Annotated in this window: 15 protein-coding genes, 2 pseudogenes and 1 other annotated feature (1 of these 18 only partly in view); of the genes and pseudogenes, 15 read left to right on the top strand and 2 right to left on the bottom strand. The window is 41.3% G+C overall.

Annotated features, from left to right (window positions below; translation table 11 throughout):
- Window positions 1–8, top strand: a sequence feature (ribosomal protein L21 leader region) (it extends 74 nt beyond the left edge of the window).
- Window positions 9–19: 11 nt separating this feature from the next.
- The 6 genes from rplU (at window position 20) to LM917_RS01340 (ending at window position 3,825) form a co-directional block, all read left to right on the top strand.
- Entirely contained in the window at window positions 20–331 is a 312-nt protein-coding gene (gene rplU, locus LM917_RS01365; RefSeq protein ID WP_232695597.1) for a 50S ribosomal protein L21, read from the top strand.
- Window positions 332–343: 12 nt separating this feature from the next.
- Window positions 344–700, top strand: a complete 357-nt coding sequence (locus LM917_RS01360) for a ribosomal-processing cysteine protease Prp (protein ID WP_232695596.1) — start codon at window positions 344–346, stop codon at window positions 698–700.
- A 5-nt stretch (window positions 701–705) separates the two neighbouring features.
- The gene (rpmA, locus tag LM917_RS01355; RefSeq protein WP_232695959.1) at window positions 706–999 is read left to right on the top strand and encodes a 50S ribosomal protein L27; all 294 of its coding nucleotides are present in this window, start codon (window positions 706–708) and stop codon (window positions 997–999) included.
- Window positions 1,000–1,126: 127 nt separating this feature from the next.
- A complete protein-coding gene (locus LM917_RS01350) occupies window positions 1,127–1,711 on the top strand; it encodes a Spo0B domain-containing protein (protein ID WP_232695595.1) in 585 nt (194 codons plus the stop codon).
- Between the two features lie 13 nt (window positions 1,712–1,724).
- Window positions 1,725–3,002: a GTPase ObgE gene (gene obgE / locus LM917_RS01345; protein WP_232695594.1), complete on the top strand. Its 1,278-nt coding sequence runs from the start codon at window positions 1,725–1,727 to the stop codon at window positions 3,000–3,002.
- A gap of 22 nt (window positions 3,003–3,024) precedes the next feature.
- Window positions 3,025–3,825 (top strand): PilZ domain-containing protein, encoded by an 801-nt coding sequence (locus LM917_RS01340; RefSeq protein WP_232695593.1) that lies wholly within the window; start codon window positions 3,025–3,027, stop codon window positions 3,823–3,825.
- Window positions 3,826–4,021: 196 nt separating this feature from the next.
- Here the strand turns inward: LM917_RS01340 and LM917_RS01335 are convergent, their stop codons facing one another.
- Window positions 4,022–4,168: a hypothetical protein gene (locus tag LM917_RS01335; protein ID WP_232695592.1), complete on the bottom strand. Its 147-nt coding sequence runs from the start codon at window positions 4,166–4,168 to the stop codon at window positions 4,022–4,024.
- Window positions 4,169–4,406: 238 nt separating this feature from the next.
- On the opposite strand from LM917_RS01335, the gene thrR reads away from it, so the two are divergent.
- From thrR to LM917_RS01295, 8 genes and pseudogenes are all read left to right on the top strand, one after another.
- Window positions 4,407–4,853 carry a transcriptional regulator ThrR gene (gene thrR / locus LM917_RS01330; protein WP_232695591.1) on the top strand — a complete coding sequence of 149 codons (447 nt, stop codon included), beginning with the start codon at window positions 4,407–4,409 and terminating at the stop codon, window positions 4,851–4,853.
- A 28-nt stretch (window positions 4,854–4,881) separates the two neighbouring features.
- Window positions 4,882–6,189, top strand: a complete 1,308-nt coding sequence (locus LM917_RS01325; RefSeq protein ID WP_232695590.1) for a homoserine dehydrogenase — start codon at window positions 4,882–4,884, stop codon at window positions 6,187–6,189.
- Entirely contained in the window at window positions 6,182–7,252 is a 1,071-nt protein-coding gene (thrC, locus tag LM917_RS01320) for a threonine synthase (protein WP_232695589.1), read from the top strand. The genes LM917_RS01325 and thrC overlap by 8 nt, the downstream gene beginning before the upstream one ends.
- A 4-nt stretch (window positions 7,253–7,256) precedes the next feature.
- Window positions 7,257–8,201 carry a homoserine kinase gene (gene thrB / locus LM917_RS01315; RefSeq protein ID WP_232695588.1) on the top strand — a complete coding sequence of 315 codons (945 nt, stop codon included), beginning with the start codon at window positions 7,257–7,259 and terminating at the stop codon, window positions 8,199–8,201.
- A 29-nt stretch (window positions 8,202–8,230) separates the two neighbouring features.
- On the top strand, window positions 8,231–9,103 hold the full coding sequence (gene pheA, locus LM917_RS01310) for a prephenate dehydratase (RefSeq protein WP_232695587.1): 873 nt from the start codon (window positions 8,231–8,233) through the stop codon (window positions 9,101–9,103).
- 175 nt (window positions 9,104–9,278) lie between these two features.
- Window positions 9,279–10,157 (top strand): branched-chain-amino-acid transaminase, encoded by an 879-nt coding sequence (gene ilvE / locus LM917_RS01305; protein WP_232695586.1) that lies wholly within the window; start codon window positions 9,279–9,281, stop codon window positions 10,155–10,157.
- Window positions 10,158–10,451: 294 nt separating this feature from the next.
- Window positions 10,452–10,844, top strand: a pseudogene (locus LM917_RS01300) (Ada metal-binding domain-containing protein); the annotation flags it as partial.
- Window positions 10,845–10,866: 22 nt separating this feature from the next.
- Window positions 10,867–11,397, top strand: a complete 531-nt coding sequence (locus LM917_RS01295; protein ID WP_232695585.1) for a methylated-DNA--[protein]-cysteine S-methyltransferase — start codon at window positions 10,867–10,869, stop codon at window positions 11,395–11,397.
- Between the two features lie 111 nt (window positions 11,398–11,508).
- On the opposite strand, the gene LM917_RS01290 is transcribed toward LM917_RS01295, so the two are convergent.
- Window positions 11,509–12,117 (bottom strand): hypothetical protein, encoded by a 609-nt coding sequence (locus tag LM917_RS01290; RefSeq protein ID WP_232695584.1) that lies wholly within the window; start codon window positions 12,115–12,117, stop codon window positions 11,509–11,511.
- Between the two features lie 1,097 nt (window positions 12,118–13,214).
- Between LM917_RS01290 and LM917_RS24695 the strand changes: the two are divergent.
- Window positions 13,215–13,268: pseudogene (locus LM917_RS24695) on the top strand (LysM peptidoglycan-binding domain-containing protein); the annotation flags it as partial.
- Window positions 13,269–13,287 lie beyond the last annotated feature (19 nt).

The following is a 13,287-nucleotide window of genomic DNA, read 5'->3' as shown; positions in this document are numbered from 1 at the left end:
GTATAGGAGGTGCAATAGAATGTACGCAATTATCGTAACAGGTGGTAAACAATACAAAGTTGAAGAGGGTGCTACTCTTTTCATCGAAAAACTAACTGCTTCTGAAGGTGAAACAGTTACTTTTGACCAAGTATTGTTAGTAAGCAAAGATGGTAAAGCTTCTGCTGGTACTCCAACTGTAGCTGGTGCAACTGTAACAGCTAAAGTTGAAAAGCACGGTAAAGGTGAAAAAGTTATCGTGTACAAGTACAAAGCGAAGAAAAACTACCGTCGTAAGCAAGGTCACCGTCAACCATTCACTAAAGTTGTTATCGAAAAGATCAACGCGTAATTAGGTGAATCTATGGTTACTGTTGACATAAAGCGAACAGATACAGGGATTGCAGAGCTGACGATTGCTGGACATGCGAATGCAGGGAAGCATGGACAAGATATTGTATGTGCTTCTGTATCAGCAGTTAGTATCGGTACCCTGAATGCTGTACATCAATTGCTCGGTATTAGACCAGACGTTGAGATGGCTGAGAAGGGCGGTGGTTTCATAAGATGGACTCTCCATCCTCATGAAAACGCAGACCTTGAGGGAAAACAACAGTTGCTTGCTGAAAGCGTTGTTGTTACCTTAGTAGCTATCTCACAACAATACGAAAAATATATTACTGTGAATGACCCAAAATGGCAAGGAGGTGCTCTCTCATGATGAACATGCTATTCACAATGGACCTACAATTTTTCGCATCGAAAAAAGGGGTAGGTTCTACTAAGAACGGTCGTGACTCCATCGCTAAGCGCCTTGGCACTAAACGTGGAGACGGTCAATTCGTTAAAGCTGGTAACATTCTTGTTCGCCAACGCGGAACAAAAATCTATCCAGGTACTAACGTAGGAATCGGCGGCGACGATACATTGTTTGCAACTGCTGACGGTATCGTTCGTTTCAAACGTCTGGGCCGCGATCGCAAACAAGTTGTGATCGAACCAGTTGTTGCTGAAGCGTAATTATTGGATAAAAGCCAAAACCCAGCGCATATTGCCTGGGTTTTTCTTTTTGCCGAGATGTTTTTCTTCTCATGCCTATACTTATGGTACAATAATGGGGAAACTATGAAAGTGTCGGGTGGATGAAATGAAGGACGATCAGAAACTAATAATCGAGCATGCTGACCAGCTTCTTCAGGTACTGAATCAGGAGCGTCATGATTGGTTAAATCATTTTCAGGTAATCCATTCTTACATAAAGTTAGGGCGCTATCAGGACGGAGAACATTACTTGGGAAGAATCATACAAGAATCACAACAAGATAGTATGATTGCTCGGATGAACTGTTCGAAGTTGTCCGCTTATTTAATGACCTTTAATGCCATGCATAAAGATGTAGCACTAGAAGTAGAAATGAGAAATCAAGTGGATGCGGGGCAGCTTGCAATCACACATGCAGGCTTTTATGATGTGATTAGCAAGAGCATTGAACTGCTACGTTCACACTTGCTTTCTGAACAAGATGAGCATCCCAACCTATTGGTAACACTGTTCCAATCCGAGGATCATATCATTGCCAATTTTGACCTTGAAGGACAGGTCTCTGCATCAGTTGCAGGGGAAGTGGAAAAGCTTATTCATGATCTTAATGGTATGGCTAAGCTCACAAGTGAACAGTTACATACCAACTCAAGCTGGAATGCGGAAATAAGCTTTCCTTGCAAAATGTAGAGAGGTGACTTACGTGTTTGTCGATCAAGTAAAAGTGTACGTAAAAGGTGGAGATGGCGGGAATGGAGCTGTTTCATTTCGCCGTGAAAAATATGTTCCTATGGGTGGACCAGCAGGTGGAGATGGCGGTCGAGGAGCAAATGTAGTGTTTATCGTCGACGAAGGACTACGCACGCTGGTAGATTTCCGCTACCAACGCCACTTTAAAGCTACCCGTGGAGAGCATGGAAAAATTAAAAGTATGCATGGTGCTGGAGCAGAAGATATGATTGTTCGTGTTCCACCGGGCACGACTGTGTATGATGATGATACGCAAGAAGTTATTGCAGATTTAGTAGAACATGGGCAACGTGCTATTATTGCCAAGGGTGGCCGTGGCGGTCGTGGAAACATTCGTTTTGCCACTTCTGCGAACCCAGCACCAGAGATTGCTGAAAACGGAGAACCAGGACAAGAACGTTATATTCGAATGGAGCTTAAACTAATTGCTGACGTAGGATTGGTAGGTTATCCTAGCGTAGGTAAATCCACTCTTCTTTCTTCTGTCACGGCTGCTAGGCCAAAGATTGCTGCTTATCACTTCACTACATTAAGCCCAAAACTAGGTGTTGTTGATTTAGGTGAGAAAAGCTTCGTTATGGCTGACCTTCCAGGTTTGATTGAAGGTGCTCATGAAGGTGTAGGTCTTGGACATCAATTCTTACGTCATGTTGAGCGTACTCGTCTGATTGTCCATGTCATTGATATGGCTGGAACAGAAGGACGCGATCCATATGATGATTATGTACAGATTAATGAAGAACTAAAAAAATATAACGTTCGCCTAGAGCAAGTGCCTCAGATCATTGCAGCGAATAAAATGGACATGCCTGAAGCAGAGGAACATTTGAAAAGCTTCCGTGAAAAATGCCCGGATTTAGAGATTTATCCGATTTCCGGTGTAACTCGCCAGGGGCTGCAAGAATTGATGTATGCCATTGCAAATACGCTTGAAACTATACCAGAGCGTGTGGAAGTTGAAGAGGTAGCTGAAGTAGAAGAACGTGTTGTATATAAAGCGGAACCGGAAGAAATCCCGTATGAGATTCACCGGGATGGAGCAGTCTTCGTCGTAACGGGAGATAAGATGGAGAAGCTGGTTAAAATGACGAATTTGAACAGCTACGATTCTATTCAGCGCTTTGCTCGCCTAATGAGAACAATGGGTGTTGATCAGGCGCTGCGTAATAAAGGTGCCAAGGATGGCGATACCGTACAAATTGGAGACTTTGAGTTTGAATTTACAGAGTAGATTCATAAGAGAGAGTGACAAAATGATAGATCGTGATAAAGCAACTTTAATGAAACGTGGAACGATGGTGATCATTTCCAAAGAACGGGAGTTAACTTTGCAAGAGGCGATTGTTGAACATGCGAAAGGCGATTATATCATGCTTTCTTTTGTGCAAAACGAGCCTGGGACAACTTGTGTAGGAAATAGATATCATATCCGACTAATAGATGCCCCCCGTGATTCTATTCGAACTTATGAAGTTATTCTTGAGCATAAAGCATGGCCTGTCATGATTATTGGTTTGTTACCTGTAGAAGAAGAGAAACAGATGCAGCAGGAACAGCAATTACGACATTTGCAGAAATTACAGTTAAAGATACAGCGTGCACGGGAACAAATGAAACAGGAAGAAAAACAGATCGTACAAAAACAGAAACATCAAGAAAAACAAGCTGAAGTAAAAAAGGTACCTACTAACAGCGAAAAAGATGATCATAACCCGACTACTGAAAAGTATAGCCCGGATGTGATGGCTTACCCTGATTATATTATCAGTGTTCCTTATAAACGTATGGGAGCCAAGCCCTTTGAAGAAAATGGAGAAGGTGTTTTGCTTGCCTGTTCTAAGAATCAGTTTCAAATGGGTACGGGTGGTTATTTGGCAGTTGGTGATTATGTCAATTTATCCTTTGTTATTCCTCGTACAAAGACACAGGTTGTTGCAATGACGAAAGTAACCGATAAAAACTTCGTTGATAACAGCACTATCGTTACGCTACTCATTACGGATATGGCCAGCGATCAGTTAAGTGAGCTACTTAGCTATCATAAAAGCTTGTAGCGTTAATCGGTGAAATTCTAACCGAGACAAATAATGAGGCACCTTGTTCCAGGAGAACAAGGTGCCTTTTTTTGTGCTTATATCAGCATGTAATAATGACAGAACACTACATCCTGATATGTTGAAAAACATCTGCTACAGAAGGACCAGCTTCTTCGAGTGGGCTTCGACAGAGGTTTTTCCTATCCTACCTAAACTACAATTCGCGACCACGCTGTTCATAAGGAGTGAATGACATACGTTGTTGATCAATTTTCTTTCCGAATTGATCAAGTGAACCGGGTTTTGCAAATGCGCTATGGTTGCGACGACGAGATTTATCTCCTTTACCGCGACCTCCCATGTACATATCCCTCCTAACAAATTGAACAATCAACAGGCAGCAAAAGTACTGTAGCATGTGGCATAAGTAGTGTACACGATGCTTCTAGTTTTCATGTATGAAAGAGAGAAAAAGACAGGATAATCAGACTTATTGTAATAGAAGCTGGTTGTACGATTCAGATTTGGGGTTGCCAGTAGCGACATGGAGGGGTATAATGTCCTCTATAAGAAAACATCTGTATCTTCCAGGAGGACATATGAGTAAGAAAGATGAGAAATTCTACTTAATACGAGCAGATATCCTCCCCGAATCAATTGCGAAAACAATTGAAGTAAAAAAATTACTGGAGTCAGGCGAGGTAGTTACTGTCAATGAGGCAGTTGATCGAGTGGGATTAAGCCGAAGTGCTTTTTATAAGTACAAAGACGCAATCTTTCCATTTAATTCCATGATGAGCGAAAAAATAATGACAGTCAGTCTCACCCTGGATCATCGTTCTGGTATCTTATCCAGAGTTCTTCAGTTCATAGCTGAAAACGGTGGGAACATCCTGACGATCAATCAAACGATACCATTGCAAGGGATTGCCAATGTAGCCATGTCAGTTGATATGGCACATTTAAATATGCCAACCACCGAGTTTCTAGATTTATTAGAGAGACAGAATGGTGTACGTAAGGCATTGATAGTAGGAAGAGGATAAGCTGTATACAACTGAGGGGGAAAAGAGCATGGAGAAGAAACTGGTACAAATCGGGTTAATGGGACTGGGAACTGTTGGCACAGGTGTGGTTCGCATAGTGGAAGGACATCAGGAGGATCTCTTTAATCAAACAGGCCTGAGTGTTAACATTCATAAAATTCTGGTTCAAGATAAGAATAAATATCGCAATATTACGATTGATCCAGATAAAATCACAACAAATCCAGCTGACCTATTAGACAACCCAGAGATTGATATAATTGTCGAAGTGATCGGTGGGATTCAGCCTACGAAAGATTATTTAATCAAAGCGCTTGAAAACAAAAAACATGTTGTGACAGCGAATAAAGATTTGATGGCTTTGCACAGTTCTGAAATCTTGCGTAAAGCTCAGGAAAACAACTGTGATGTTTTTTATGAAGCGAGTGTGGCAGGAGGCATTCCAATTCTACGAGCATTAGTTGAAGGCTTTTCTTCAGATCGTATCACCAAAATGATGGGGATTGTGAATGGAACAACCAATTACATTTTGACAAAAATGAGTAAAGAGGGCGCAGAGTATCAAGATGTGCTGGCAGAAGCACAAGCGCTAGGCTATGCAGAAGCTGACCCAACTTCAGATGTAGAAGGCTATGATGCGGCACGTAAAATGGCGATCCTCTCTACACTTGGCTTCCGTGTTCCAATGAATTTGGAGGATGTACAGGTTAAAGGAATCAGCCAGGTAACCAAGGAAGATATCGCATATGGTAAAAAGCTGGGCTATGAAGTGAAATTACTTGGTATTGCTCGACGTGATGATGATGAGGTGGAAGTAAGCGTACAACCAACCATGATCCAGAAAAATCACCCTCTAGCGTCCGTAAATGGCGTATACAACGCTGTTTACGTACATGGTGAAGCAGTAGGGGAGACTATGTTCTACGGACCAGGTGCAGGGGAAATGCCGACGGCTACAGCTGTGGTATCCGACTTAATAACTGTCGTGAAAAATATGAAGCTGGGCGTTAACGGGCGTGGCACGGTTGCTCCATACAAGGAAAAGAAGTTAAAGTCTGATGGTAAAAAATTTGCTAAATATTTCATGCGTATAATTGTAGCGGATAGACGTGGCGTCTTGGCACAGATTACGAATTTATTGGCGGAGAAAAATGTAAGCCTTGATCAAGTGATTCAACAATCCTATCAAGAGAGTGGGCAGGCGGAGATTGTCATGGTAACCCATACTGCTACGCAACAAGATGTGAATGTCGTAATACAAACATTAGAAGGAATGGACGTTATTCATCAAATTAAGAGCTGCTACCGGGTTGAAGGAGGAGAAAAAAATGAGTAATCTGCGTCAAGGCATCATTTCTTCGTATAAGGAATTTCTACCTATCAATGAAAAAACACCGAAGCTTACTTTACATGAGGGGAACACTCCTTTAATTTATGCGGAAAACCTATCAAAAGAATGGGATGTAGAATTATACGTTAAGTATGAAGGTCTCAACCCAACAGGATCGTTCAAAGATAGAGGAATGGTTATGGCTGTAGCCAAAGCAGTAGAAGAGGGAAGCAAAACGATCATGTGCGCTTCTACAGGAAATACATCTGCCGCAGCCGCAGCCTACGCAGCACGCGCAGGACTCAGATGTATTGTACTGATCCCGGATGGCAATATTGCTTTGGGTAAGCTGGCTCAAGCTATTGCATATGGCGCAGAGGTAATCGCTGTGGAGGGTAACTTTGATGAAGCGTTGCAAATCGTTCGGGATATTACTGCTCAAGAGCCGATTACGCTTGTAAATTCAGTTAACCCATATCGGATTGAAGGGCAAAAAACAGCTTCATTTGAAATTTGTGATGTATTAGGAGATGCACCGGATATCTTAGCGATTCCTGTAGGGAACGCAGGTAACATCACAGCATATTGGAAAGGATTCAAAGAGTACCAGGCAGCGGGAAGAAGCTCCTCTCTTCCACGTATGTTCGGGTTCCAAGCTGCCGGATCAGCACCGCTTGTTAAGGGCTATACAATCGAAAATCCAGAAACCCTTGCAACTGCTATTCGTATCGGTAATCCTGCAAGCAAGGATGGGGCACTGCAAGCATTAAAAGAATCAAACGGACAGATCGACAGTGTAACGGATGAAGAAATTTTGGAAGCTTATCAGATTTTAGCTAAAAATGAAGGGATTTTCTGCGAGCCTGCTTCTGCGGCATCGGTGGCAGGAGTTATCAAGCTGCACCGTGCAGGAAAGCTGGAAAAAGGTACTACAATTACCTGCGTGCTGACTGGTCATGGTTTAAAAGATCCTGATATCGCAATCAAAACGATTGCAAATGAACCTGTAAAAGTTCCAGCGACAAGGGGTGCTGTTCTAGGTTTGATTAACAATAAAGTAGGGGTGTAGCATCATGTCTAATCAGAAAGTAACTGTCCGTGTACCAGCGAGTACTGCTAACCTGGGTCCGGGATTTGATGCACTAGGGCTAGCTTTTCAACTTTACACAACCGTATCTATGTGTGTAGCAGAAGAGACCAGTGTTCATCCACACGGAGAAGAGTTACAAAGCTTACCCCGAGATAAAAGTAATCTGCTTTATCAAGCAGCGGCCTTCTTGTATGAGCAGGCCGCCCTTCCTATTCCTGAACTTCGAATCGAAGTATCGTCAGAGGTTCCGCTAACCCGCGGACTTGGAAGCAGTGCAGCCGCATTGGTGGGCGCTCTTGTAGCAGCTAATAGCCTGGCAGGAGAGCCGTTTACCCGTAATCAGATCTTTACCTTTGCGAGTAATTGGGAAGGTCATCCTGATAATGTAGGTGCTTCGCTTTTTGGGGGATTTATCGTAGCTGCTTTACCAGAGAATAAGGACGAGGAAGTCCCGTTTGCCAGATTCACAGTGCCATCTCGCTTAAAAACATTGGTGGTTATTCCAGAATTCGAACTACCCACACATAAGGCGAGATCCGCTTTACCAGAATCATACGCACGGGAAGTAGCTATCTATAATCTGTCGCGTACAGGATTACTCGTGGCTGCATTCGCACAAGATAAACTAGAGTTGCTTCGTACAGCCATGCAGGACCAGTTGCATCAACCATATCGCACTGAACTTGTTCCCGGCTTGTCCGAAATCGTGTCGGGTGCAGTAGAAAATGGTGCGCTTGGAGCTGCTCTTTCTGGTGCAGGTCCTACCATTCTCTGCTTTTATGAGGATGAGGATGCAGGAGAGAGCTTGGTTAGTTTTGTAGATAAAATTATGCAACAACATGAAATTAGTTATCAGAGCATGACGCTATCTCCTGATGACATAGGAGTGTCCATTGACATATCCCCTGTTGTGAAGCATAATGCATAAAAACTAACCAGATAGGAGCAAGGGGAACCATGGGAAGATCGTTAGCATTTTTGGGACCATCTGGTACTTTTACGGAGGAAGCAGCACGCTCTTTACCGATCGCCAAAGGGTTTACCTTTCAACCGTATGCCAATATCATAGATGTACTGGAAGCCGTCTTGCAGAGAAAAAACGATATTGGCGTGGTACCGATTGAGAACTCAATTGAGGGAACAGTAAATTTGACGTTAGACTGGTTGATTCATGGAGAGGAACTTCCAGTTCTGGCGGAAATAGCTTTGCCAATTACACAACATTTGCTGGTCTCTAGTAAAAAAGAAAAATTTGATATTCAGGATATTCAGAAGGTTTTATCACATCCACATGCAATAGCGCAATGTCGTTTGTATTTAAAAGAGGTATTACCTAACGTACAAATTGAATATACAAACAGTACTGCCGAGGCAGCAAAACTGGTAAGTGAACATCCGGAAGAACCTTGGGCAGCAGTAGGAACCAGATTAAATACAGAAATCTATCCGTTGCAAATGGCTAGTGAAAGTATTCAGGATTATTCGAACAATGTGACGAGGTTTTTCCTGGTTGGAATTAAGCCGTTGGAATTACCTTCATCGGACGCGCATAAAACGACCATTTTAGTTACGCTTCCCGAAGATTATTCTGGAGCTCTATACCAAGTACTAGCTGCCTTTGCATGGAGAAAAATTAACTTAACACGTATCGAATCACGCCCCACTAAAAAGGCGTTAGGAAGTTATCATTTTGTACTTGATCTGGTCAATAAACTGGATGATGTATTAATGCCAGGAGCCTTTGCTGAAATAGAAGCGTTAGGTTGTCAGGTACGTGTTTTAGGTAGTTACCCTGTGTATTCCTATAGGCCTATAGATGAAAAGAATTGACGATAGTACTGGGGAGCCTTATACTAATTAGAAAACTTAGCTTTGCCAAGCCTTTGGCGCAGGAAAAGCATTAGTTGCACTTATGCAGATAAGAATTCGTAAATTTATCTGTCAAAAAACGTAACATCACTTGAAGAGATACTAGGTTACACAGATTCGAAAGGATGGAGTTATCATGGGACAGCAATTGATTTACTTAAATGGGGAATTTGTTGAGAAAAAAGATGCAAAGGTATCTGTTTATGACCACGGATTTCTGTATGGTGATGGTATTTTTGAAGGAATCCGCGTTTATAACGGAAACGTATTCCGTTTAAGAGAGCACATTGAGCGTCTGTATGAATCTGCTCTATCTATTATGCTAGAGATTGGCATGCCAATTGAAGAAATGATGGATGCAGTGGTTGAAACAATTAGACGTAATAAACTGAAAGATGCTTATATACGTTTAGTTATTTCCCGTGGCGATGGAGATCTTGGCTTGGACCCTCGCACATGTAAGAAACCAAATATCGTTATTATTGTGGAGCAACTTCGTCTATTCCCTCAAGAAGTATATGATACAGGAATGGAAATTGTAACAGTTCCAACACGCCGTAACAAGCCAGACGCTCTTAATCCAAAAATTAAGTCACTTAACTACCTGAATAACGTTATGGTACGTATGGAAGCAACGATGGCTGGCGTAAGCGAAGCGATGATGTTAAATAGTGAAGGATATGTTACGGAAGGCTCTGGGGATAATATCTTCCTTGTAAAAAAAGGAGTTATTTATACACCACCAACATATCTGGGAGCACTTGATGGAATCACTCGTCAAACAATCATTGACATTGCGAAGCGTCTCAACTTTGAAGTCGTAGAAACTCCATTTACTCGCCATGATGTATATATTGCCGATGAGGTATTCCTGACTGGTACGGCTGCAGAAGTTATTTCTGTAGTACAAGTAGATGGTCGTACAATCAAGGATGGTAAACCAGGTCCTGTTAACAAACAATTGCTAGAAGAATTCCGTCGTGTGGTGGAAGTCGAAGGCGTACAGGTTTACTAAGAGTCCCAAGAATAAGGACAACCTTAACTTTTAAATTGGCTTATATAGCCATGAATAAATAGTGGACACTATGGTTAACCAATCATAGCTGATCCACTATTTTTTTGTTCTGCTTCTCTACAATAGAATAATTTCGTAATCTTGCTATTACGTTCGATAAACCGTACGTATTGCTAATGCTCGCGTTATACTAGTCGTAGAGGTGATTTCATGAATAACAAACCGAAATCAACGGGCAGCAAGATGCCGCTGTATACACATGAAAACAATGAAGAAGGTAGTCATTCCAGGAGAATGACAGACGAGGAATGGCAAGCAATTGTGGAGAATGAAGCGTCCTATGACGGCACATTTTATTATGCGGTAAAGACTACAGGTATTTTTTGTCGTCCCTCATGTAAATCTCGAGCTCCCAAAAAAGAGAACGTACTTCTTTTCAGGAATGCAAATGAAGCATTATCAGAGGGGGTTCGTCCCTGTAAACGATGTAAACCTAATGGATTACGTCTGCCGGATGAGGATTGGACTCGGCAGATTATACATGTGATAGACATGAATTATCATGAGCCTTTTACACTTATGAGGCTGGCTGATATGTGCCATGGTAGCCCTTATCATTTGCATTGTACGTTTAAAAAGATGACAGGCTATACACCGAAACAATATCAGAAGCTGCAAAATCAAAAGGATCATAGGGAGGCGTAGGACAATGGAACAAAGTAAGCATTTATCTATCTTCTGGACGCTTTTTGTTCATGAACAGTGGCGATTTTTTATGGCAGCGACAACGAAGGGACTTTGTTACGTCGGTTCTCCTGGTCAACCTTTTGAAGTAATGGCAGATTGGGTCGGAAAACATTTCCCTGCCTATAGTTTGTTCCAGGATGATTTCAAATTACAACCATATATGAAAGAGTTTGAGGAGTATTTTAAGGGAGAACGTCATGAATTTACACTTCCAGTTGATTTTACAGGTACACCATTTCAAATGTTGATCTGGAATACATTAAAAGAGATTCCATACGGACAAACCTACTCCTATACGGATGTCGCAGAGCTTATTCAACATCCTGCTGCAGTTCGTGCGGTTGGAGCCACAATTGGTGCAAACCCTGTATTAATATTAATCCCTTGCCACCGTGTCATTGCTAAAAGCGGTTCATTGACCGGTTATCGAGGAGGATTAGAAATGAAAAAAAAAGCTGCTGCACTTGGAGAGAGTAAGTCTAGAGTCCGATAGTTGCAAAAGTGGAGTAGTGCTGGCCCGAGCTCCTATATAAAATAAGAAAGACTCAGATATAGAAATGGTACCTATCTATATCTGAGTCTTTTTTGCAAAGCTTGAACACAACTATTTTTTTAATCGGTATGTCTCAAAGAATTCTTTATTAGCAATACGGTATACCTCGGAGTAGTCAGTCGGTGAAACCAAATAATCGCCTTCTTTTACAACCATCTTTTCATCCCAAGCGGCAATAAAATAGAACTCATTGCCAACTTTTAATGTTTTAAGTAATTCTGGTGTTACATGAACGGCTTTAATCTCACCAACTGCTTGATATTCTTGGAAGCCATCTGTAGATTGACCAATCAGTTTGTATCTTTTACCGAATTTATCTTTCTTTAAAATGTACATTTCTTCAGCATCAGTCTGGTTTTTTACCAGCATGTCACCAGCTTCCGCCGTATTTTGTGTTTCTAGACCGTCTGATGTAACGGTTGCAATTTTTTCTCCACCTTTGGCAGCCTTAGCGTATACCTTCGTATATTTTTCATAGGTAGGTGCTTTTTCTAATTCATTTTTAAGCAGTTGCACCATTTTCTGTTGTGGGAATGGAGAAACGGATGCCTGTGCTTCTTCCATAACTTTAGTTGCTTCAGAAGTTTTAGTAGCCTCAAGACCTATTTCATTAGTTGCCAGCATACTTAAAGATAAAAATACTGATAATATTAATTCCATTTCGAAACCTCCCTTTAATTGAAGTATACAAAAAAGAGAGTGATTGAAACAACATTTATAAATAAAGTTGTAATTGTTGGAAAAGTGTATTATTGATATCAGAATAAAAAAGAAGAGAAGTTTGAAATCGTCCTCTTCTTTACGTGTACGATGATCTATTAAAAAATACTCGTATCCGACAAGTATTTTTTATAGATTCCAAAATTCACGAAGAGTGTACAGAATGATGCCTTACCATAGCGAAAAGCTGCCTTCTAAAGGCAGCTTTTCTGAGGATTATTTCGTTTCTAGCCACAACATCATATGAGGCTCTTATCATCATGCGCATTGACCTTCTAGGGATGTCACAAGGGACATCCTCGGTAACATTGAGATCGGTTCATTACCAATATAATTAGACTCTTTTTCATTACGAGTACATTTCTGTTCTAGAGTACTTGGTGTCAAAACCAAGCATATAGTGTTTTTCTATAATTACAATCATCTTGATAAGATGGTTACGTAAATGACATATATGGAAGCTACTCAATGGTCAGCTTTTTATTCGAGAAAGAACAGAATTGTTCTGTACATTTTTGATACCTAACACAACGAAAGCCCTACCTCTCTTCCGTCCTTGCGGCTCCGAAGACCGCGCCAGTTTGAATCGGGTCATGCAAAAATACTGTTTGGATAAATTAGTCTCAATTCGTTTAACGGGTAAACTGAAAAGTTTAGGGTGGGAAATCTTGGGGATGAGAGTAATTCATTCAGAGATTCAGAGGAAAAAGAATCTGATTCTTATAGAAGGGGGTTAATAAATCAACACGCTAAATTTCATAATAGCATTATTTTAATCAATTGTCAATAAAAATCGTCTTTTGATAAATTAGGCGAATATGTAGTAGTGAGTGTATGGAGTGAGCAAGGTGTAATGAATCTTGCTCTCAGGTGTTTTCATATCTATTTTCTCCAATGCAACCCTTATATTCTCACTAGCCTATCTCCGCTCATGTCTAGGAGCAAAAAGCCTATAGGTGCATACCATGTAGTGACCTAAGCTTAGCTGAAAGGAGAGGCACTTTGTGAAAATCCATATCGTTCAAAAAGGAGACACCATGTGGAAAATCGCCAAGAAATATGGTGTTGATTTTCAGGAATTGCTACGTTTAAATAGCCAGATACCTAACC

The sequence above is a fragment of the Brevibacillus daliensis genome, from assembly GCF_021245735.1.
Classification (GTDB): domain Bacteria; phylum Bacillota; class Bacilli; order Brevibacillales; family Brevibacillaceae; genus Brevibacillus_B; species Brevibacillus_B daliensis.
Note: the sequence above shows the minus strand (reverse complement) of the source record. Positions and strands in the feature narration are given on the sequence as shown.